Raw genomic sequence first — 19,144 nt, 5'->3', positions numbered from 1 at the left:
CCCCGACAGCGAAATCCGGCGCGACTACGAGCTGGCGCTTCAGCTTGGCACGCGTGAAGGATGGACTGCCTTCCTCAACCGCTTTCCGAGTGGCTTCTACACCGATCTCGCCAAGGGCCAGTTGAACAAGATCGCCGCCGAAGAAACCCGCACTGTAGCCGCAGACAAGGCTCGGCAGGCCGAAGACGAGAAGGCTCGGCTTGCGGCGGACCGCGCCAAGAAGGCCGAGCAGGACAAGGCGGCTGCCGCCGCCAAGGCCGCCGAGGATGCCCGGCTCGCGGCCGAGAAGGCCAAGCAGGTCGAGGAAGCGAAGGCTGCCGCAGCCGAGCAGCGCAGGAAGGATGCCGAGGCCGCCGTCGCCAGGGCGCTCGCCGACAAGCAGGCCGCCGAGAAGGCGCTCGCCGACAAGATCGCGAACGACAAGGCGGCTTCCGAGCTTGCCGCAAAGCAGGCGACCGAGAAGGCTCAGCGTGACGTCGAGCCGAAGGTCGCCGCCGTTGCCCCAACGCAATCGGCACCCAGCCTCTCGCCGCAGGAGACCGCCAAACTGGTGCAGTCAGAACTCCGTCGCGTCGGGTGTCTGACGGCTGCAGCGGACGGAGAATGGAACACCGCCGCGCAGCGCTCGCTGACGCTGTTCAACAAGCATGCCGGGACGAAGCTCGACACCAGGCTGGCGAGCTTCGACGCCCTCGACGCGATCAAGAGCAAGCCGGGGCGCGTCTGCCCGCTGGTCTGCGACCGCGGCTTCAGGGCTGATGGCGATACGTGCGTGAAGATCACCTGTCGCGCCGGCTATCGCGTCAACGACGACAACGAATGCGAGAAGGTCCAGGACAAGAAGCCGGTCGCGACCCGCGAGGACGCCAAGCCGCGCGACGACGAGAGGAAGAAGGTCGAGGCCACGCCCGCGAAGCCGCAGGCGACGGGCCAGATCTATTGCGACAGTAGGACCTGCCGTCCAGTCCAGAAGGGCTGTCGAGTTGACATCGTGGTTGGGCAGCAAGGGCACCGCGAAATCTGTCCCTGAAGACAAACGCCGGGCGACGAAGAAACCTTTCGGTGCATGCATCTTCGTTGCTGATGAAACACTTCGAATACTCTGATTGCATTGTGATTTGAGGCTGCAATGGGCACTTTTCGGCTATTTGCCTTGATTATTTTTGCGATCTGCGTGGGCAGCGGCTCGGCGCACGCGGAAAGGCGCGTGGCGCTGGTGATCGGCAATTCGGCCTACAAGAGCGTCCCGCGGCTCAGCAACCCGGTCAACGATGCCACCCTGGTCGGCGGCATGTTCAAGAANGCCGGCTTCGACNATGTCGATGTCAGGCTCGACCTCAACGCCGCCGACATGCGCCGGTCGNTGCGCGAGTTCGCGGGCAGGACCCGCGATGCCCAAGTTGCCGTCATNTACTATGCCGGNCACGGCATCGAGCTCGACGGCACGAACTATTTGATCCCCACGGATGCCGCGCTGGAAACGGACGGCGACGTGCTCGACGAGACCGTCGCGCTGGACCGGGCGCTGTTTGCCGTGGAGCCGGCCAAGCAACTTCGCCTCGTCATTCTCGACGCCTGCAGGGACAACCCGTTCGCCAAGACGATGAAGCGCACGGTCGCTTCCCGCGCCATTGGCCGGGGTCTCGCCAAGATCGAGCCGACCAGCCCGAACACCATGATCGCCTTCGCGGCCAAGGCGGGCTCGACGGCCTCGGATGGCGACTCCAAGAACAGCCCGTTCGCGGCGGCTCTGGTCGAGCGTCTGCCGACGCCGGGGCTCGACCTGCGCAAGGCCTTCGGCTTCGTGCGCGACGATGTCCTGAAGAACACCGGCTACAAGCAGGAGCCCTATGTCTATGGCTCGCTCGGCGGCGATGATGTGGCGCTGGTTCCTGCAAAGCCTTTGGTCACCGCGCCGCAAGGGCCGCAGGCAAACCCTCAGGACGGGATCCGCCGGGACTATGAGCTTGCCCTGCAGACAGGAAACCGGGACGGATGGGAAGCATTCCTCCAGGCTTATCCCGAAGGGTTCTATGCAGGTCTCGCTCGTGCGCAGTTGAAGAACGTTGCGGCCGAAGAGGCGCGCGCAGCTGCAGTGGCCAAGGCGCGCCAGGCTGAGGACGAAAAGGCGCGGCTCACGGCTGAGCGCGCCAACAAAGCCGAACAGGACAAGGCCGCAGCCGCCGCCAAGGCCGCAGAGGATGCCCGGCTCGCGGCCGAGAAGGCAAAGCAGGTCGAGGAGGCCAAGGCGGCCGCAGCCGAGCAGCGCAGGAAGGATGCCGAGGCNGCCGTGGCCAAGGCGCTGGCCGACAAGCAGGCCGCCGAGAAGGCGCTCGCCGACAAGATCGCGAACGACAAGGCGGCTTCCGAGCTGGCTGCAAAGCAGGCGACTGAGAAGGTTCAGCGTGACGTCGAGCAGAAGGTCGCCGCAGTTGCCCCAACGCAATCGGCGCCCAGCCTCTCGCCGCAGGAGACGGCCAAACTGGTGCAGTCAGAACTCCGTCGCGTCGGGTGCCTGACGGGTGCAGCGGACGGAGAATGGACCACCGCCGCGCAGCGCTCGCTGACGCTGTTCAACAAGCATGCCGAGACGAAGTTCGACACCAAGCTGGCGAGCTTCGACGCTCTCGACGCGATCAAGAGCAAGCAGGGGCGTGTCTGTCCGCTGGTCTGCGATCGCGGCTCCAGGGCTGATGGCGACGCTTGCGTGAAGATCACCTGTCGCGCGGGCTATCGGGTCAACGACGACAACGAGTGCGAGAAGGTCCAGGACAAGAAGCCGGTCGCAACCCGTGACGAGACGAAGGCGCGTGACGACGGGCGCAAACAGATGGATTCATCTCCGCCCAAGCCACAAGCAAAATCCTCAGGCCAGCTCTTCTGCTCGACGGGCGGGTGTCGACCGGTGCGTCCGGGCTGCAGGCTTGAGCGCGGCAAGCCGGGGTTTACCGGCCCTGACGGAACCAACCAAGCCGAAGTGTGTAACTGAGCTGCGACTGAGAGACCCGATCTTGCCGACCGGATACCGTCGCCTCACCTTGAGCAACCAACCGGCCGCCAACTCATTGTCCCCCATCACCGGCCGGGCACTCCCGTGGGCGCCGGTGGCTGAGAGAGACGCGCACTCCCGCCTGCATTTTCGAGAGCGCCTGCGATGGCCATCTATTACTTCGACCTGCGCGACGGGGACGAGATAGTTCCCGACGAAGAAGGACTCGAATTGCAAGATTTGCTCGCGGTCCAGGAAGAAGCCGCCCGCGCGCTGGCCAGCCTGTCATGGGACGCCGTGCGAAACTTCAAAGGCATGCAAAGCCGCAAGATGTCGATTGAAGTCAGGGACGCACATGGTCCCGTGATGCAGGTCAGGTTCGTCTTCGACATCGTCAGGCGGCAGTGAGCCGTCTCGGTTGGAGGCCTCTCGGTGGAGGCTCTCCGAACTTGCGCTGCAACGCCTCTGACGCCAATCTCGCAGCATCGTTTTTCGGCCGAAGCTGACGTGCATCAAAGACGCATGAGCAGAGCGCCGTCATAATTCCGTAATCTTGCGGCATCGAACCTTTTCGCGGCCTGCGGCTTCGCTGAGTTGGAGCGCAACAGTGGGGATCTCGGTCATGACGGAAGACACGCACCAGGATGCAACCAGGCGCAATCGCCTGCTGGAGGCAGCGCATGAGGAGATGGTCAAGTTCGAGCGGAAGGAAAACGAGTTCCGCAAAAAGGACCGCCAGGAGCGTGCCGCCGAGCTCCGCCTGCCCCTGGACGTGATCAAGGTTCACTAGGGCCATCAGGACGGGTTGCGGAGCCGACCAGGCGCGCCGGCAATGCGGCGGGCGTCCGGGATGCGTCACCGAAAGCGACGGCTGGCAGCGGCCGCCCTGGTCAACGCAAGGCCCGGCATCACGCGTCGGCAATATGCCCGGCCGCAGGGCGATTGCGCGTGCAAAAGGTATCTAAATACTACCTCTAAATCATTGACCCAGCAGGCAAATCCCCAACCCGCCTACTGTGCATGGGGTTGTTTTCCAATTTTTTGAAAGACGGGGCCAGCTGCCGCCGGCGCATGCCGGCCAAGTCTACATGAGCGCCAGCAGCCCGATGCCGATCACCAGCACGACAAAGCCAACCGCCGTCGCGGCGGCAAACGACCGCTCTACGTTATCCATGATGCTACCCCGTTGCCGGCAAGCCACGTTTCCCCCATGGCTGCACCGGACCTTGCGGAATCTCGCCTGCGGCTGTGGCCCGAGTGTTGCGATCGGGTGGCCAAATTGGGACCGGTGCGGGGCCAGTCTGCGGCCTCTCCGTCGGCGGGTTTCGATGCCGCCGTCAGGCACCCGTAAGCCTGGCCGCCTAATGTCGTCTCGCCCGGTGGGCCAACACCGGGCCTCCATACCCAACCGACGACCCCGCTCTCCCACGAGCGGGGTTTTCTGTTGGTGGACATGGGTGAGCGCCGGCCTGGATTCGATTCGCGGGCTTGTCAGGCTGTCGTAAGCTCAGCCGGCTAGGGTCATTGGGCTTATGGTGTTGCAGCCCAGCACCTCAGCCTCCAATAACCTTTGACCCCGCCTGGCTCTCCCCAGGCGGGTTTTTTTCATGCCGGCCGGTTCACGGGCCCCTCTCCTCCCGCGTCAGCCGCAGCGAGAAGGCGCGGATCGCGGGCGCCGCCAGCAGCACCACGGGCAGCATCGCGGCCCATGCGATCAGCCATGACAGCATCCAGTGCCGGGCGAACAGTATCGCGCCGTCAGCCGGCAAGCTGGCGATCCCGGCGGCGATCAGCGAGGTCAGTCCGGACTGGAGGACACCGAAGACGAAATGACTGTAGCGGCGGGGAATGCCGAGCATGACGCGCTCATGTTGCTTGCCGTCACGAGGCCAAGCAAGCCACATGCCGTCGCGCGCATCGAGGCGGGCCTTGGCTCTTCCCGTTTGATCGGGATCGCCGGCGTCACAACCGATCGTTAACTCATGACCATCGAACGATCCCGTGGTTCTCCGACCATGAACAGAGTTCCTGAGCCGCGCTCAACTGCATCAGCGCGCACTGGGCGATGGTCTTGCATCGCTTTGCGGGCGGGCCTCTTTCGGAATTCGATTTCGTTTGCTTCGGGGCGCGCGCGCTCGCGAGATTTCCGTGAACCGTCCAAGGCTTACCAGCGGATTTTGCTTGTCGCGGGAATATCGTGACGGCCAACATGTTACAGTGATCGAAAGTGAATCGTGGGGAGGTAACCATGAATCACAGGGGCGTCGAATTCACCGTCGCCAAGACGGCCATTCCCGGAATCTGGCAATGGCAGTTCCGCATCGGTGAGCAGGTCAAGACCGGCAAGACCGAGACCAAGATCGACCTGCTGGCGATCCGGCGGGTGCAGCTGCGCATCGATCGGGAGCTGAAGGCCATCGGGCGCAAAACGGCCTGAACCGGACGCGCCGAGATCGGCGTCACGGCCCCTCCTATGCGCCCCGGTTATCCCGTAGCCGCCCGGAATTGATCTGCCTGTGGTTTGGGATTGCACTGCGCGCCGTGAGCCTTGGGGGCGGGGCCGTCACGCGATCGGTGCCAGCCATGCCGCTCTATTTCTTTCGAATCCGGAATGGCCGCTATTCCGGCTGTGCGGACCAGGCGTCGGAATTTGCCGACCGCGATCTGGCCTGGAAGGAGATGACCAGCGTCTGCGCCGACATGGCCGCGGGCATCGCCCGCAAGCTCCAGGAAAATTCCGAATGGCACATGGAACTCCTGGACGAGACCAAGGAGCCCGTGTTCCGCATCCGCATCGTCGCCGAGACGCTCGACTAGGGGCCGACCTCAATCGGCGCTGGGCAGCCGCCGCATGGTGAATTCGATGTCGCCGCCGGGCAGCTCGCGCCAAGTCTCGACCGCGCTCATATAGCCGGCCTTGGGGTAGCGGGCGAAGAAGGCCTGCGCCCTCGCCCGCGCCGCCGCGCGCGGCAGCGTGAAGGTCTCGCGCAGATAGCCGTCACCGGCGTGCTCGCCCGGCTTGCCGCCGATCCTGCGCCGGCGCGCCATCCGCTCGGCGAGATCCCGCGGACGATCGGCCATGACCTGTCCTCCTCTACGCAACATCTGCCGGCAATGTAGGGAGCGGATCGGACGAAGAGGAGTCCCGGCCGAAAGGCGCATGCCGCCTCCGGCCGAAAGGGCTCAGTTGGCGGCCGTGCCGGTCTTGGTCTTCTTCGGCGCGCTGGTGGTTGCGGCCGATGCCTTCGGCGCAGCCTGCTTCGGCGGATCGGAGCGCATGCCGCCCCAGGGATCGTTGGACGACTTGGCGTCCGGAATCTTCTTCAGCGTTTCCTTGTAGACCTTTTCACGCTCCGCATCCGCGGCCTTTTCTTCCGGGGACTTGCTCGGCGCGTCCTGCATCAAATTGATATTGGGCATTTGCGCGTAGGCCGGTCCCGCCAGCACGGCCAGCACCGCCGCCATACGGAAAAGCTTCATCATCTACTCCTTGATCATCATGGCGGCGCGGATCAGCCGCGCCTGTCATCCCTATCACAGCCCGTCCGTGACCGCTGGGGTCGCTCAGGGCCGAATGGCCCGCTAGAGCCGGTCCGATCTGCACGATTTCGGCGCGTGCAGCCAGTCGTCCCAGATCGGGCCGCATCTTGTGCACCCGTCCAGCACGATGCCGAGCGCCACCAGCCAAAACACGAGGACACACCGACGCAACATCATCCACCCGATCCCAAGCGCGGCATCATATCGGGCGAAGTCAGGCATTTTCAAGCCGACGGGACCTGCATCAGACCGGGTGACTTTGCCGTGCCGATCCGCGCAGAATGGCAGAAACATCCGGCAACAATGGAGGACACGCCGCAATGCCATCGCAGCCAGAAGCCGAGTTCGGCATCACTGAGGCCAGACGCATCCTCGGCGAGGTCTTTGCGCCCTGGGTCCAGGATCTCAACCTCTCGGTCGAGCGCATCGAGCACGCGCAGCCTGCGGATGCGCCGGACTGGCAGCCGGGTGCGCTGCTCCGGATGGCATTTTCGGAGCGGCTGTGCCGGAACGGCGGCGTGGTCTGCGGCCAGGCGCTGATGGCCCTCGCCGACACCGCGATGGTCATCGCAATCCTCGCCGCCAATCGCGGCTACCGTCCGATGACCACGGTCGACCAGACCACGCATTTCATGCGCGCGGCCACCTCGTCGGACGTGCTCGCGGACGCCCGCGTGGTGCGGCTCGGGCGCACCATGAGCTTCGGCCGCGTCACGCTGCTCTCGGCCGCCGACAACAAGCCGGTGGCAATGGTGTCGAGCGCGTTCGCGATGCTGCCGGGCTGAGCATCGTCGCAAAAGACGAGAGCCGCGTGAGCGCAAGGCGCACCGCGGCTCTCCATTACGTTTGCATCGAAGCGAGAGGCCGAAGCGCGATTGCGTCCGCGCTTCAGTCCGCTTCAAGAGTTACTTACCGAGGATCTCGTCGGCCGCGGTGACGACGCTGACGGTCGGATTCTTTCCGCAATAGGCCCCGAACTTCTTGGCGTTCTCGATGAACACCTCGGTGTCGATGATCGCGTTGTCCTCGTCGCCCTTGTACCAGCCGTCCATCCAGGTCAGCACGACCGCGATGTTGTCTTCGCCGCTCTCGAGGAACTGCTTGCAAGTCATGGTCGAGAGGTCCCACTTGACGGCGTGGGCGGGCATCGACGACAGCGAAAGCGCTGCGGTGAACAGGATCGAAAGCATGGTCTTCATCGGAATCTCCATCGGCGCGTAAGGCCATAAAGGAAAGGCTTGTGAGGAAAGTCGGCGGGACGTGACTCACCGCTTCAACGTCGTAAACGAAATCTGAAGCGCTGTGCAAGTAGCGCCAGTATTGAGTTTAGTTCAACGTAATTTCTATGCACTACTTCACAATCATCATTGTGGATCAACGCAGATGACCGAGAAGCGTGCAGCCCAACGTTACCGTGTTTTCAAGGGTGGAACGATCACCTTTGAAAACAACGGCATCGCGTGCACCGTGCGAAACATGTCCGCAGGCGGCGTGGCGATCGACCTCGAGACCCCCGTCACATTGCCGCAATCGTTCACACTCTCGATCGCGCGCGACAATTTCGTGCGGACTTGCCGCCCCGTATGGCGCAGCGACAGGCGCGTCGGTCTCGCTTTCGTGCAATAGCGCGCACGATGTGAACGACTGTTCGTATCGCATCCACAACACGGTTATGAGTGCCTGCTACGATGGCAGCGACGCAAGGCCAGGCCGCCAGCACGAGCGCGATCGCCGACGATGCCGCAAACTCTTGCACTGGGCTGATCGAGATCCTCGGTGGCAGCGATCAGATGGCACTGGCCCGTCGCCAGCGCCCATCAGGTTTATTTGGGCTTCTTGGCAGGTTCAGGCGGACGCGCCCCACCCCACGGATCATACTTCTCCTTGGGCTCCGGGATGCGCTCGAGCGCCGCCTTGTAGGCCCCCTCGTCGACCTTGGGCTTGGTGTCCGCCTTCTGGCCCTCGCTAGGCTGGCGTCTGCCGCCACCCATCTGCGCCTGAGCCGAGCTGCCCACCAATGCCAGCACCGCAGCCGCTATGACCAAAATCCTCATTGGCGCAATCCCCTTCGTCTGGGGTACAAACTAGCCTGCAATCCCCTAATAGCAAATGCCGTGCGTTCCAGGCCTTCAGCAAATCTTGATCGGCCAGGACTTCGCCAGATCGCATTCGTGCCTATCTGTTGGCCCGCAGGGGGACCCTTCACGGATGTTGCGGATCATTGCTCATGCGGCGCTGCTGGTCAGCGCGCTCGCACTCGGTGCCTGCGGCTTTGCCGACAGCCGCGCGCCGGTGCCCGAGTTCATGCGCATGAAGGAAGCCGAGCAGCCACCGCCCGAGCCGCCCCCCGACGTCAAGCGCGTGGTGCGCGAGCAGATCGATGTCGTCTTCCTCAACACGTCATACCCGCGCGAGGTGCACGTCGCCTCGCCGCATCGTGAGGTGCGAGGACCCGGCTGGACCGCCTGCGTCCGCGCGCAGCTCACCTCCGCAACCGGCACCGCGCTTGGCGCCCAGACCTACATTGTCACCATCACCGGCGGAAAGGTCGTCGATCGCCGCCGCGCGGAAGCCGACGACATCTGCGGGTCCGAGGTTTATGAGCCGATCTGACAGGCCTCGTCGTCAGCCCTGTGTAAGGCGGAACATAGCGAGCGCATCCGAGACCAGATCCGCAGTGCTGCTTGAGCCTCCCCGCAGAGAGGAAATCGGCAAACGGCTCGCGGCAATCATGATGCTTCGCCGGATTGGCGCGTGTCGCCCCCGGGGAACATTGTCCGCGCGCCACCAGTTCCGGGAAAATCCTGCATTTGGGCCGGAACGATCGCCGCCTCCCCTTCTTGTTACCGCAGAGGGCAGTTTCGGAGGAGGATATGATGCGGACATTTACGATTGCACTGCTGGCCGGCGTCGCGGCCATCGCTGCGGCGAGCGGCGCGAAGGCCGCCGACATCTACACGACCAGCGAATACGCCAACCCCAATCTCATCCAGGAAGTCCGGCTCGTCTGCGATGACGCCGGCAATTGCTATCGCACCCGCGGCGGCGCGCGCGTGATCGTGCGCGACTCCTATGCCACCATGCCGCGCGAGCGCTATTATGAACGCCGCACCTATCGCGACTGGGACGACGGCCCGCGAGGCGGCGTCGGCATTCGCGCTCCCGGCGTCAGCGTGGGCGTCGGTGGCTGGTAATCGGTAGAACCAAGACGGACGGGACCGGACGAGACAACTCGCCCGGTCCCTTCCATATGGGTGCATCCGATCACAGGCGTCAGGCGGCAACCGATTGCTGCTGAAATTGCTCGTAGGCTGCGATCGCATCGGCTGCGTACATCAGCGACGGCCCGCCGCCCATATAGACGGCCATGCCGAGCGTCTCTTCGACCTCCTCGCGCGTCGCGCCGAGCTTGACGAGGGCCTCGGTGTGAAAGCCGATGCAGCCGTCGCAATGCGCGGCGACGCCGAGCGCCAGCGCGATCAGCTCCTTGGTCTTCTTGTCCAGCGCCCCGTCACGCGTCGCGGCCTGGGCCAGCGCGGCAAATCCCTTCATGGTGTCGGGAATGTCGCTTCGCAGCTTGCGCATGTTGGCGGAGATTTGCCGGGTGATCTCTGGATAGTTCTTGTCCATGCTTACTCTTTCACGGTGACTTCAGGTTTCGAGCGGATCGGCCGGCGTGACGAAGCGCGTCAATGACGGCCGGTGAGTGACGAAGCGGGCGAGCACCATGCCGGCACACATCGCCGCAACGAAGATGAAGGCGGAGGCCGAGCCGAACCCGAGCGCGGTCAGCGCCGGCCCCGGACAGAACCCCGCCAGTCCCCAGCCGACGCCGAAGATCGCGGGACCTGCGACGATCCTGGGATCGATGTCGCTTCGCGTCGGAAGATAAAATCGTTCGGCGAAGAACGGCCGCGTGAGCTTCAGGACGCGGTTGAAGCCGATGAAGGTCACGGCCACCGCGCCCGCCATCACGAAGGCAAGGCTGGCGTCCCACGTGCCTGCCGGGATGCCGCCGATGTCGAGGAAGTTCAGAACCTTCGCCGGGTTCGACATGCCCGAGACGATGAGGCCGAGACCGAAGATCAGGCCGATCGCGAATTGGACCAGGATTGCCATCGTCATCAGCTCCAGTGCCGCATCAGGAAGACGGTCGCCATGCCCGCCGCCATGAAGATGACGGTCGCGACCAGCGAGCGCACCGAGAGCCGCGACAAGCCGCAGACGCCGTGGCCTGAGGTGCAGCCGCTGCCCCACACCGAACCGAAACCCGTGAGCAGTCCGCCGACAATCAGAACGGTCGTCCCCGCCTCGATCGTCTGCGCCGGCAGGCTTCCGGTGACAAGCCGCACCAGCACGGGCGCGGCGACGAGACCGGCGACGAAGGCGAAACGCCCGGCGAATTCGCCGTCCTCATAGGGCGGGAACAGCCGCGTCGCGATGCCGCTGACCCCGGCAATCCGTCCCGTCGCCCACATCAGCAGAACGGCGGCGACGCCGATCAGGACGCCGCCAGCGAGGGAGGCGATCGGTGTAAATGATGTCGAGACCATGAGCCCTCCGGATCGGGGGCGCCCCTCTCGCGGGCACCGATGACAGTTATTTCAGTTGTTTCGTATTTTCGAATATACTAATATATCGAACAGTCATGAAGCGCAAGCCCCGGAATCAGGAACTGCTCGCTCTGGAGGAGAAGGCCGAAGAGGCCTCCCGCCTCCTTTCCGCCATGGGCAATCCCAAGCGGCTGCTGGTTCTCTGCAACATGCTGGACGGCGAAAAGTCCGTCGGCGAACTCGCCGATATCGCAGGCCTGTCGTCGGCCGCACTATCCCAGCATCTCGGAAAGATGCGCGCATTGAGCCTGGTCAAACCCAGGCGGGACGGCCAGACGATATACTACAGCATCGCGAGCCAGGAGGTCCGCTCGGTGCTGGAGACCTTGTACCGCCTCTTCTGCGCACCGGAATAGGGCCTCGCTGACGCAAACGCGGGAAGCGCAGCATGAGCGACGACACTTTCATCGAGGGACCTCTCTACGAGAAGCGGAGGAAGGTCTACCCGCAATCCGTCCACGGCCCTTTCCGCCGCATCAAATGGGCGATCCTCTGCGTCACGCTCGAGACCTATTATCTCCTCCCCTTCGTGCGCTGGAATCGCGGACCCGGCCTGCCCGACCAGGCCGTGCTGATCGATTTCCCGCATCGGCGCTTCTACTTCTTCTTCATCGAGCTGTGGCCACAGGAGGTCTACTATTTCACCGGTCTGCTGATCATCGCGGCGATGACGCTGTTCCTGATGAACGCGGTCGCCGGCCGGCTGTGGTGCGGCTACATGTGCCCGCAGACGGTGTGGACCGACCTGTTCTATGCGGTCGAGCGCTGGGTCGAGGGCGACCGGCGCGAGCGCATGCAGGGCGACAAGCGCTACTGGACGTTTGGTCACATCCGGAAGGTCGTGCTGAAACACTTTCTCTGGATCATGATCGCCTGGTGGACGGGCGGCGCTTGGGTGCTCTATTTTTCCGACGCGCCGACGCTGGTGAAGGAGCTCGCCACCTTCCAGGCCCCGTTCATCGCCTATCTCTGGATCGGCATCCTCACCGCCACGACCTATGTCTTCGCCGGTCACGCCCGCGAGCAGATGTGCATCTACATGTGTCCGTGGCCGCGCATCCAGGCGGCGCTGACCGACGAATGGGCGCTCAACGTCACCTATCGCCGCGACCGCGGCGAGCCGCGTATGTCGGTGAAGAAGGCGGACGCCGCCCGCGCGCATGGCGAGCTCGCCGGCGACTGCGTCGATTGCCATCAATGCATCAATGTCTGCCCGACCGGCGTCGACATCCGTAACGGAATCCAGCTCGGCTGCATCCAGTGCGGCCTGTGCATCGACGCCTGCGACAACGTAATGCGCGAGATCGGTCGGCCCGCCGGCTTGATCGGCTACGACACCGACATCAACATGCAGCGCCGGCGCGAGGGCAAGGCGCCGCTCTACCGCATCATCCGTCCGCGCACGCTGATCTATGCCGCGGCCATCGCCATTGTCGGCGCCATCATGCTCTATGCCCTCGCGACCCGTACGACGATGGACGTCAACGTGCTGCATGAGCGCAATCCCCTCTTCGTCCAGCTCTCGGATGGCGGGGTGCGCAACGACTACACCGTCCGCATCCTCAACAAGGGCGCGCAGCGATCGTTTGCGCTCGAGGTCTCCGGTCTGCCCGGCGCCACCATTCGCGTCGCAGGCATCGACGCCAGCCTCGACGGCAAGCCCGTCATCGAGGTCGGGCAGGACCAGACCTGCGAGGTCAGGCTGTCGGTGCAGGTCGGCTCCAGCGACCTGCCCAAGACCTCGCGTGACATCGACATCGCCATCACCGACGCGGCCGGCGGCGGACGCGCAAGCGCCCGCGATCATTTCGTGCCCGGCGAGCAGTAGCTTCCACATTCAATGGCGCATCCGGCGACTGCCGCCGGATGCTCAATGAGACGTTAACACTACCGCTCGAATTGAAGCGGCTTCCCAACGGGATTTTCCAATCTTTGCGCTAAGGATGACCGCGTAACCCGGGCTCAGCCCGCGTGAACGGGGACGACGGGACGTGGTCGACATCGCGCACCAGGCAGCGATCAATCCGGCATCGGCAAAGCATGCCGCGGCGGCGCGCGCGCTCGTCCCGCTCACCGCGATCGAACCCGGCCAATGGCGCGCGCTCGCGCAGCGGGCGGTCGAGCCGAACGGATATTACCTGCCCGCCTGGGAGCTCGCCGTCAGCGCAACCGCGCGCGGCCGCACGGATGCCTCCGTACTGCCCGCATTCGACGGATCTTCGACGCGGCTGATCGGGCTGATGCCGGCGATCTCGCTGTGGCGGGCATGGAAGATTCCCCTGCCCGCGCTGGTGAGCGCGCATCCCTATGGCACGCTGTGCAGCCCGCTGATCGACCGCGACGCTCCGATCGAGGCGGCGACGCGTCTGTTGCAGCAGGCGCGCGAGGCCGGTGCCCATGCGCTCGTGCTGAACGACGTCGCGCTCGACGGCGCGGCGATGGCCTCGCTCAACCGGGTCCTGAATCGCGACGGTCTGAAGCCGCGTGTCCTCAGCTCCTACATCCGCGCCAGCCTCGACGCGACGCAGGACGGCGAGACGCTGCTGCGCGATGCGCTGGGCGCCAAAAAGCTCAAGGAGTTGCGCCGTCTGCGCCATCGGCTCGAAGAGCACGGGCCCGTCGTGTTCGAGGTCGCGCGCCGGCCTGACGAGATCGGGCCCGCACTCGAAACATTTTTGCAACTCGAAGCCAGCGGCTGGAAGGGCAAGCGCGGCACCGCGCTGATCCAGCATGCGGGCGATGCGGCCTTCATCCGCCGCGCGGTGCCGGCGCTGGCAGAGACCGCACAGTGCGAGATCGTCAGCTTGCGCGCCGGCACGATTCCGGTGGCCGCCGGCATGGTGCTGCGCCATCAGGACCGCGCCTTCTTCTTCAAGCTCGGCATCGACGAAGGCTTTGCAAGATATTCGCCGGGCGTGCAGCTCACGCTCGACCTCACCCGCCACCTCTGCGCCGACCCCGCCATCGCCAGTGCGGATTCCACGGCGAGCGCCGACCACCCCATGATCAACCCGATCTGGCGGGGACGCTTCGCAATCGGTGATGTGCTGATCCCGCTGCGGCGGAACGATCCGGTCGTGGCGCTCATTCACGCAGCATTGGTCAGCCTCAACGCCACGCACGAGGCCGCGCGACGCGTGGTCCGCCGCCTCCGCAAATAAGCGAAACCTACTCCGCCGCCTGCGCGTTGATTTCCTCCGAGACCTGGCGGATGGCGCGGGCGAGCAGGTTCGGATCCTGCGCGCCGGAGACGGCGTATTTCTGCGCGAACACGTATGTCGGCACGCCGGAGATGCCCTTCTCGGCGGCTTCCTGCGCGTCGGCCGAGACGCGCGCGACGTCCTCGTCGGTGGCAAGGCGCCGGCGCACGTCGTCGGCGTCGAGACCGACATCGGCGGCCGCCTGCACCAGCACGTTCCCATCGGTGAGGTCGCCGCCATCGCGGAAGTACAGCTCCATCAGGCGCTGCTTCATCTCGGGCGCCTTGCCGATCGCTTCGGCCCACAGGATCAGGCGATGGCAGTCGGTCGTGTTGGGCTGACGCGCCACCAGCTCCGGCTTGTAGACGAGGCCCTCCTCGCTGGCAGCCGCGACGACGCGCCCCGCAATGCCCTTATAGGCCTCGACCGAGCCGAACTTCTTGGTGAGATAGTCCTCGCGGCTGATGCCCTCGCGCGGCACCCAGGGATTGAGGAAGAAGGGACGGAAATTCAGCTTGACCGGAACGTCGGGCACGAGCGCCAGCGCGCTCTCGATGCGGTGCTTGCCGATATAGCACCAGGGGCACACCACGTCGGAGACGACGTCGATCTGGAGCGGTTTCAGCGTGCTCATGTCAGGCGCCTCCTTCGGGCACTTCAAGGGTTCGCCCAAAGATAGGCAGAACCCGGCCCGAGGCAAGGGCGCTAGCTCATAGCTGCTGCCATCTGCTTCAGCCGCTCGGCGGTGCGCTCGTCGGCCGGAAAGAACGTCTCCAGCGCAAGCTCCGACAGAGTGATGTCCACGGGCGTGCCGAACACCATGGTGGTGGAGAAGAAACTAAGTATCTCCCCCTCGTGACGCAGCTTGAAGGGGATGGCGACATTGTCGCTCGACAGCGGCGCCGATCGTGCCGGGATCGGGTAGCTCTTCAGGTCGTTGTAGAGCTTGATCAGCTCCGGATCGGCCGTTGCTTCGCATTGCCGATGCAGCCGCTCCAGCAGATGCCCGCACCATTCCGCGAGATTGACCGTGCGCGGCGCCAGCGCCTCGGGATGGAAGGCGAGCCGCAGCACATTGAAGGGCTGTCCGAGCAGACGCTGCGGAATGCCGTCGAGCAGCGGCGCCACCATGCGGTTGGCGGAGATCAGGTTCCAGTGCCGGTCCACGGCGAGCGCCGGATTGGGCTCGTGTGCTTTGAGGACGAGGTCGATCGCCCGGCGAGCTGATTTCAAGGCGGGATCCTCCAGCGGGCGCTGCGGAAACGCCGGCGCAAAGCCGGCGGCGACCAGCAGCACGTTGCGTTCGCGCAAGGGCACGTCGAGACGCTCGGCGAGCCTCAGCACCATATCGCGCGAAGGGGCGGCGCGGCCGGTCTCGACGAAGCTCAGATGCCGCGCCGAGATCTCGGCCTCGCCCGCCAGATCGAGCTGGCTCATGCGGCGGCGCTGCCGCCATTCGCGCAAATGGTCACCGATATGGATCGGCTGGCTGCGTTCAGTCTGTGCCGTGGATGCATGTGCGTTCATGGTCGAATACCTAGCATGCGGAGTTCATCCCTTCCATTACCCGCGAGGTAATGGATATGGGCATGTACCCACATGAAACAATTGAATTCATTTTTCGCTGCGGAATAGCGTCGATGTCCCTAAAGGGACCGGTGCACGTACCCGCGATAAAAGGGACAAGGCGCGAAATGCGATCCGGTTTTGCGCAGGACCGGCGAAAACACTATTTCAAGATCGCCTCACCTCATCGAAATCGTGATTGTGCTGAGATTGGCGGCGAACTCCATGCCCGCCTTGGGGCCTTGCAGCACGATGGTCACGCCCTTTTCGTTGCGCAGGTGGACGCCATTGATGCCGCCGACCAGGGCAGCGCCACCGCCGACCGAACTGTAAGTCCCGGCGAAGTCGCCGACCTCGCGGATGCCCGAGGCCCGGCCATCGAGCCGGCCGACGGTCGCGCCGGCGGTGATGCCAAAACTCACGCCGGATACGCTGAACGGATAATCGCGACCACGATAGGTCAAGACGCCGTTGCCCGCGCCGCCGCCGATCAGCAGGCCCGCTTTCACGATCTTGACCCGGACCTGACCGCTCGCCTGCCCATACGACGGCGTCGCCGGAATGGCGAACGCGAGCAGTGCGATCGCCATCAAGCAAACGGCGATCGCGCGCGGACGAGCTCGCCTGCTCTCAGGGTTTTGCGGCATCGACCTTCTTCCAGGTCTGGTCCGGATCGAACAGCGTGGTGCGCTGGGCAATAGACTCGGTGCGCTCTCCCAGATCCTTCTGGTAGACGGTGCCGGCATGATTGACCAGGAAGGTCATGACGCCGGAATTGCCGTATTCGGCTGGCCAGGCGATCAGGGCGAAACCACCGATCATCTTGCCCTTGACGACGTAGTTGAGAGCACCGCCGGGCGCATCCGATCCCTGCCCCTTCAGGATTCGGAAAAAGTATCCATGATATGGGCTCGGCCCTACACTTCCGGCCTTGTAGCCTTCGGCTGAGGCGTCCGCCGCCAGTGCACCGAGTGGGCTCGGATCGCTGTCGTCGCGCCAGAACAGGCCGTCCTTCTTGCCCGGGCTGCTGACGATGCGTTGCGCATAGACGCCCACGCCCTCACCACGATCCTTCTCGGCATATTCATTCTGGGCATCGACATAGGCGAGCGCGGTCTGGATCGCGTCGAGCTCGTTGCGGCCGATGCGACGATAGAGCACCTCGATCCGTCCCTCGGCCGTGTCGAATTCCCAGCCGCTCTTTGCATTGACGAGTGGAATTGGGAACGGGAAGTCGTCCGGCCCCAGCATCAGCGTGGCCTTCTTGTTGCCTTCCGTCTTGATCGAATGCTTGGCATCATACATCGACGTGAAGCGCTGGCGTGTATCTGCATCGGCGACCTCGTCGCCGGACGAGACGATGTCGTCGGCAGCCCTGCCGAGCACCTTGAGAATATCGCCCGGACCTCTCTTGACCGCTGCGGCAAGAGCTGCCGCTGCATCCTCGGGCGTAGAAAAGGATTGCTGCGCAAGCGCGGACGAACCCAGCAGTACCAGCGCCATGATGCCCGGCAACGCCGCGCGATGAAGTGACTTCAGACCGATCATGGCGTGATCTCCGCGGGGATCCTCGCACCGCCGGCGAGCCAATCGCTGTAGGTGCGGAACTTCAATCCGAGCTTGTCGTAGTAGACAACCAGGTAACCGTCGTTGCCGCGGGCCACCGCCTCCGGGTTCACGCGTTCGACCTCCTGCGCCATGACACCAACATAGGCCTTGTTGCTGCCGAGATAGCTGAAGCGGTAGTAGCCGAGCCCATTGGCGAGATAGCCGAGCAAGACGACGTCGTGCTTCAACGCGATATCGGAACGCCGGCCGCCGCCGCCTCCCCGTCCGCCGCCACCGCCTCCTCGGAAGCCGCCTCCGGCAGACATGCCGCCACCGCCACGCCCGGCGAAGCTCGCCCCACCGCCACCGCGGGGCATGCTCGCCATACTCGACCGCCCGCGGGCGGAAGCCGCTGCAGCCGCTCTGCCAGAGGAAACGTTCATGGCACCGCCGCGGCTGCCTCCACCACCGCGATTGGCAGAAGCTGCGCGATTGCCGCCACCGGCGCTGCCGCGGTTGGCGGCCTTGGCGCGGTCGCCACCACCCTTGGCTCGATCGCCTCCGCCCTTCGCACTCCCCTTGGCGCGGTCCGCGGCGCCGGCGCGATCGCCGCCACCGGGCCGGTCCCGCGTACCCGCACGGTCGCCAGCGCGGTCACCCGCTCGATCTCCTGCACGATCGCCCGCGCGATCAGCGGCACCGGCGCCCGGACGATCCTTGAGGACCTGCTGGCCGTCGCGGCCACGAAAGTCCATCCGGTCCGCGGCGCCCGCCTTCAGATTGTTGTTGCCAAAACGCTGCTGAACATTGGTGTTGTTGTAACGCACGCCCTGGCGGTGCGCCGGATTGTGCTGCCAGCCATTTGCGATGTTGGTGGTCCGGTGATTGACATAGACGTTGCGGTTGCCCCAGTTGCAGCCGCCGCCCCAGTAATTGCCCCAGCGTCCGATCGCCCAGGCGGTCCCAAACGCGAGGCCCGCCGCGACCACGCCTGCGCCGATATAGGACGGATAGCCGAAGTAATACGGCGGGTACTCCGCGTAGGGCCAGTCCCCGTAAACGGTGGCTGGCTCGTAGTAGGGCACGTACATCGTTCCCGGCTCGGCGGGTTCGATGACGACCACCTGCCTGTCTTCCTGCGTCTGAACACTGACCTTCTGCTGCTTGGTCGTGACGAGCTTCTTGTTGTCATAGGCCTTGGTGCGCAATCGCTGGATCGCATCCATCACGTCCGGCTGCTGCGCGAGCACGGCGTCACCCAGGCTCTTGGTCCAATCGAGCTTGTCATTCATCATCGTCAGAACGTCCGCCGTGCTGGCGAGCGCCTTGACGCTGTCGTCCCAGGCCTGCTTCTCGACCTCGGTCTTGAGCGCATCGCCCTTCAGCGTCTTGTGTTCTTTCAGCCAGCGATCGGCCTGCACGACTTCCAGCGGATAGGTCGACGCGGCCAGCACATTGGCCAGCAGCTCGTCAGGATAAAGCGCGATCGGCGCCACCAGCGCTTCGAGCTGCTCGGGCTTCAGGAGTTCGGCGCTTGGCGGAGCCTGGCTTGCCGGCTGCGCTTGAGCGCTTGGAGCAGCAGGTTTGTCGGCCGTCTGCGCCGAGGCGACGGCCGGGATGGCCATCAAAAGCGCGAGCGCGATCACGGTCCTGGCACAACGAAGCATCACACCCTCCATCGGAGTCAC

Annotated in this window: 25 protein-coding genes and 1 pseudogene; 13 read left to right on the top strand and 13 right to left on the bottom strand. The window is 64.6% G+C overall.

The window, feature by feature from the left end:
• From A3M7_RS45645 to A3M7_RS47980, 4 genes and pseudogenes are all read left to right on the top strand, one after another.
• Positions 1 to 1,030 (top strand): annotated as a pseudogene (locus tag A3M7_RS45645) (caspase family protein); the annotation flags it as partial.
• Between the two features lie 99 nt (positions 1,031 to 1,129).
• Complete coding sequence (locus tag A3M7_RS0138325; RefSeq protein ID WP_027548611.1) at positions 1,130 to 2,989, top strand: caspase family protein; 1,860 nt, start codon at positions 1,130 to 1,132, stop codon at positions 2,987 to 2,989.
• Positions 2,990 to 3,154: 165 nt separating this feature from the next.
• Positions 3,155 to 3,397, top strand: coding sequence for a hypothetical protein (locus tag A3M7_RS0138320; RefSeq protein WP_027548610.1), 243 nt, complete (start codon positions 3,155 to 3,157; stop codon positions 3,395 to 3,397).
• Positions 3,398 to 3,611: 214 nt separating this feature from the next.
• Positions 3,612 to 3,779, top strand: a complete 168-nt coding sequence (locus A3M7_RS47980) for a hypothetical protein (protein ID WP_198033896.1) — start codon at positions 3,612 to 3,614, stop codon at positions 3,777 to 3,779.
• Positions 3,780 to 4,608: 829 nt separating this feature from the next.
• On the opposite strand, the gene A3M7_RS0138305 is transcribed toward A3M7_RS47980, so the two are convergent.
• The gene (locus A3M7_RS0138305) at positions 4,609 to 4,848 is read right to left on the bottom strand and encodes a DUF2798 domain-containing protein (RefSeq protein WP_027548609.1); all 240 of its coding nucleotides are present in this window, start codon (positions 4,846 to 4,848) and stop codon (positions 4,609 to 4,611) included.
• A 389-nt stretch (positions 4,849 to 5,237) separates the two neighbouring features.
• On the opposite strand from A3M7_RS0138305, the gene A3M7_RS0138295 reads away from it, so the two are divergent.
• Together A3M7_RS0138295 and A3M7_RS0138290 are read left to right on the top strand one after the other, a co-directional pair.
• Positions 5,238 to 5,426 carry a hypothetical protein gene (locus tag A3M7_RS0138295; protein ID WP_027548608.1) on the top strand — a complete coding sequence of 63 codons (189 nt, stop codon included), beginning with the start codon at positions 5,238 to 5,240 and terminating at the stop codon, positions 5,424 to 5,426.
• Between the two features lie 146 nt (positions 5,427 to 5,572).
• On the top strand, positions 5,573 to 5,806 hold the full coding sequence (locus A3M7_RS0138290) for a hypothetical protein (RefSeq protein ID WP_027548607.1): 234 nt from the start codon (positions 5,573 to 5,575) through the stop codon (positions 5,804 to 5,806).
• Between the two features lie 9 nt (positions 5,807 to 5,815).
• Here A3M7_RS0138290 and A3M7_RS0138285 read toward each other — a convergent pair whose 3' ends face one another.
• Both A3M7_RS0138285 and A3M7_RS0138280 read right to left on the bottom strand, forming a co-directional pair.
• Positions 5,816 to 6,070 (bottom strand): hypothetical protein, encoded by a 255-nt coding sequence (locus A3M7_RS0138285; protein ID WP_027548606.1) that lies wholly within the window; start codon positions 6,068 to 6,070, stop codon positions 5,816 to 5,818.
• A gap of 102 nt (positions 6,071 to 6,172) precedes the next feature.
• A complete protein-coding gene (locus A3M7_RS0138280; protein WP_027548605.1) occupies positions 6,173 to 6,469 on the bottom strand; it encodes a hypothetical protein in 297 nt (98 codons plus the stop codon).
• 380 nt (positions 6,470 to 6,849) lie between these two features.
• Between A3M7_RS0138280 and A3M7_RS0138270 the strand changes: the two genes are divergently transcribed.
• Positions 6,850 to 7,314 (top strand): PaaI family thioesterase, encoded by a 465-nt coding sequence (locus tag A3M7_RS0138270; RefSeq protein ID WP_027548603.1) that lies wholly within the window; start codon positions 6,850 to 6,852, stop codon positions 7,312 to 7,314.
• Between the two features lie 120 nt (positions 7,315 to 7,434).
• On the opposite strand, the gene A3M7_RS0138265 is transcribed toward A3M7_RS0138270, so the two are convergent.
• A complete protein-coding gene (locus A3M7_RS0138265; protein WP_027548602.1) occupies positions 7,435 to 7,728 on the bottom strand; it encodes an HdeA family protein in 294 nt (97 codons plus the stop codon).
• A 184-nt stretch (positions 7,729 to 7,912) separates the two neighbouring features.
• On the opposite strand from A3M7_RS0138265, the gene A3M7_RS0138260 reads away from it, so the two are divergent.
• Positions 7,913 to 8,155 carry a PilZ domain-containing protein gene (locus tag A3M7_RS0138260; RefSeq protein WP_027548601.1) on the top strand — a complete coding sequence of 81 codons (243 nt, stop codon included), beginning with the start codon at positions 7,913 to 7,915 and terminating at the stop codon, positions 8,153 to 8,155.
• A gap of 197 nt (positions 8,156 to 8,352) precedes the next feature.
• Here the strand turns inward: A3M7_RS0138260 and A3M7_RS0138255 are convergent, their stop codons facing one another.
• Positions 8,353 to 8,583, bottom strand: a complete 231-nt coding sequence (locus A3M7_RS0138255) for a hypothetical protein (RefSeq protein WP_027548600.1) — start codon at positions 8,581 to 8,583, stop codon at positions 8,353 to 8,355.
• A 154-nt stretch (positions 8,584 to 8,737) separates the two neighbouring features.
• Between A3M7_RS0138255 and A3M7_RS0138250 the strand changes: the two genes are divergently transcribed.
• Both A3M7_RS0138250 and A3M7_RS0138245 read left to right on the top strand, forming a co-directional pair.
• Positions 8,738 to 9,142 (top strand): hypothetical protein, encoded by a 405-nt coding sequence (locus tag A3M7_RS0138250; protein ID WP_027548599.1) that lies wholly within the window; start codon positions 8,738 to 8,740, stop codon positions 9,140 to 9,142.
• A 260-nt stretch (positions 9,143 to 9,402) separates the two neighbouring features.
• Positions 9,403 to 9,723: a hypothetical protein gene (locus A3M7_RS0138245; RefSeq protein ID WP_027548598.1), complete on the top strand. Its 321-nt coding sequence runs from the start codon at positions 9,403 to 9,405 to the stop codon at positions 9,721 to 9,723.
• A 79-nt stretch (positions 9,724 to 9,802) separates the two neighbouring features.
• Here A3M7_RS0138245 and A3M7_RS0138240 read toward each other — a convergent pair whose 3' ends face one another.
• The 3 genes from A3M7_RS0138240 to A3M7_RS0138230 are packed head-to-tail and all read right to left on the bottom strand — an operon-like array spanning position 9,803 to position 11,082.
• Positions 9,803 to 10,159, bottom strand: a complete 357-nt coding sequence (locus A3M7_RS0138240; RefSeq protein WP_027548597.1) for a carboxymuconolactone decarboxylase family protein — start codon at positions 10,157 to 10,159, stop codon at positions 9,803 to 9,805.
• Between the two features lie 21 nt (positions 10,160 to 10,180).
• Positions 10,181 to 10,648: a DUF6691 family protein gene (locus A3M7_RS0138235; protein ID WP_027548596.1), complete on the bottom strand. Its 468-nt coding sequence runs from the start codon at positions 10,646 to 10,648 to the stop codon at positions 10,181 to 10,183.
• Positions 10,649 to 10,653: 5 nt separating this feature from the next.
• Complete coding sequence (locus tag A3M7_RS0138230) at positions 10,654 to 11,082, bottom strand: YeeE/YedE family protein (protein ID WP_027548595.1); 429 nt, start codon at positions 11,080 to 11,082, stop codon at positions 10,654 to 10,656.
• Positions 11,083 to 11,177: 95 nt separating this feature from the next.
• On the opposite strand from A3M7_RS0138230, the gene A3M7_RS0138225 reads away from it, so the two are divergent.
• From A3M7_RS0138225 to A3M7_RS0138215, 3 genes are all read left to right on the top strand, one after another.
• The gene (locus A3M7_RS0138225) at positions 11,178 to 11,498 is read left to right on the top strand and encodes a helix-turn-helix transcriptional regulator (RefSeq protein ID WP_027548594.1); all 321 of its coding nucleotides are present in this window, start codon (positions 11,178 to 11,180) and stop codon (positions 11,496 to 11,498) included.
• A gap of 32 nt (positions 11,499 to 11,530) precedes the next feature.
• Positions 11,531 to 12,970 carry a cytochrome c oxidase accessory protein CcoG gene (ccoG, locus tag A3M7_RS0138220; RefSeq protein ID WP_027548593.1) on the top strand — a complete coding sequence of 480 codons (1,440 nt, stop codon included), beginning with the start codon at positions 11,531 to 11,533 and terminating at the stop codon, positions 12,968 to 12,970.
• A gap of 163 nt (positions 12,971 to 13,133) precedes the next feature.
• Entirely contained in the window at positions 13,134 to 14,303 is a 1,170-nt protein-coding gene (locus tag A3M7_RS0138215) for a GNAT family N-acetyltransferase (RefSeq protein WP_027548592.1), read from the top strand.
• A gap of 7 nt (positions 14,304 to 14,310) precedes the next feature.
• On the opposite strand, the gene A3M7_RS0138210 is transcribed toward A3M7_RS0138215, so the two are convergent.
• The 5 genes from A3M7_RS0138210 to A3M7_RS0138190 all read right to left on the bottom strand — a co-directional run bounded on the left by A3M7_RS0138210 (position 14,311) and on the right by A3M7_RS0138190 (position 19,123).
• Positions 14,311 to 14,976: a DsbA family oxidoreductase gene (locus tag A3M7_RS0138210; RefSeq protein ID WP_027548591.1), complete on the bottom strand. Its 666-nt coding sequence runs from the start codon at positions 14,974 to 14,976 to the stop codon at positions 14,311 to 14,313.
• A 71-nt stretch (positions 14,977 to 15,047) separates the two neighbouring features.
• Positions 15,048 to 15,869, bottom strand: a complete 822-nt coding sequence (locus A3M7_RS0138205; protein WP_027548590.1) for a helix-turn-helix domain-containing protein — start codon at positions 15,867 to 15,869, stop codon at positions 15,048 to 15,050.
• A gap of 218 nt (positions 15,870 to 16,087) precedes the next feature.
• Entirely contained in the window at positions 16,088 to 16,555 is a 468-nt protein-coding gene (locus A3M7_RS0138200) for a hypothetical protein (protein WP_027548589.1), read from the bottom strand.
• Positions 16,539 to 17,456, bottom strand: a complete 918-nt coding sequence (locus A3M7_RS0138195) for a DUF2950 domain-containing protein (protein WP_027548588.1) — start codon at positions 17,454 to 17,456, stop codon at positions 16,539 to 16,541. The genes A3M7_RS0138200 and A3M7_RS0138195 overlap by 17 nt, the downstream gene beginning before the upstream one ends.
• Positions 17,453 to 19,123 (bottom strand): DUF3300 domain-containing protein, encoded by a 1,671-nt coding sequence (locus A3M7_RS0138190; protein WP_027548587.1) that lies wholly within the window; start codon positions 19,121 to 19,123, stop codon positions 17,453 to 17,455. Before A3M7_RS0138190 ends, A3M7_RS0138195 begins: the two co-directional genes overlap by 4 nt.
• Between the last annotated feature and the right edge of the window lie 21 nt (positions 19,124 to 19,144).

Origin of the sequence: Bradyrhizobium sp. WSM2254 (assembly GCF_000472645.1) — a bacterium.
In the GTDB taxonomy this organism is placed as follows: domain Bacteria; phylum Pseudomonadota; class Alphaproteobacteria; order Rhizobiales; family Xanthobacteraceae; genus Bradyrhizobium; species Bradyrhizobium niftali.
The sequence above is the reverse complement of the archived record's forward strand: the minus strand, read 5'-3'. Positions and strand labels throughout refer to the sequence as shown.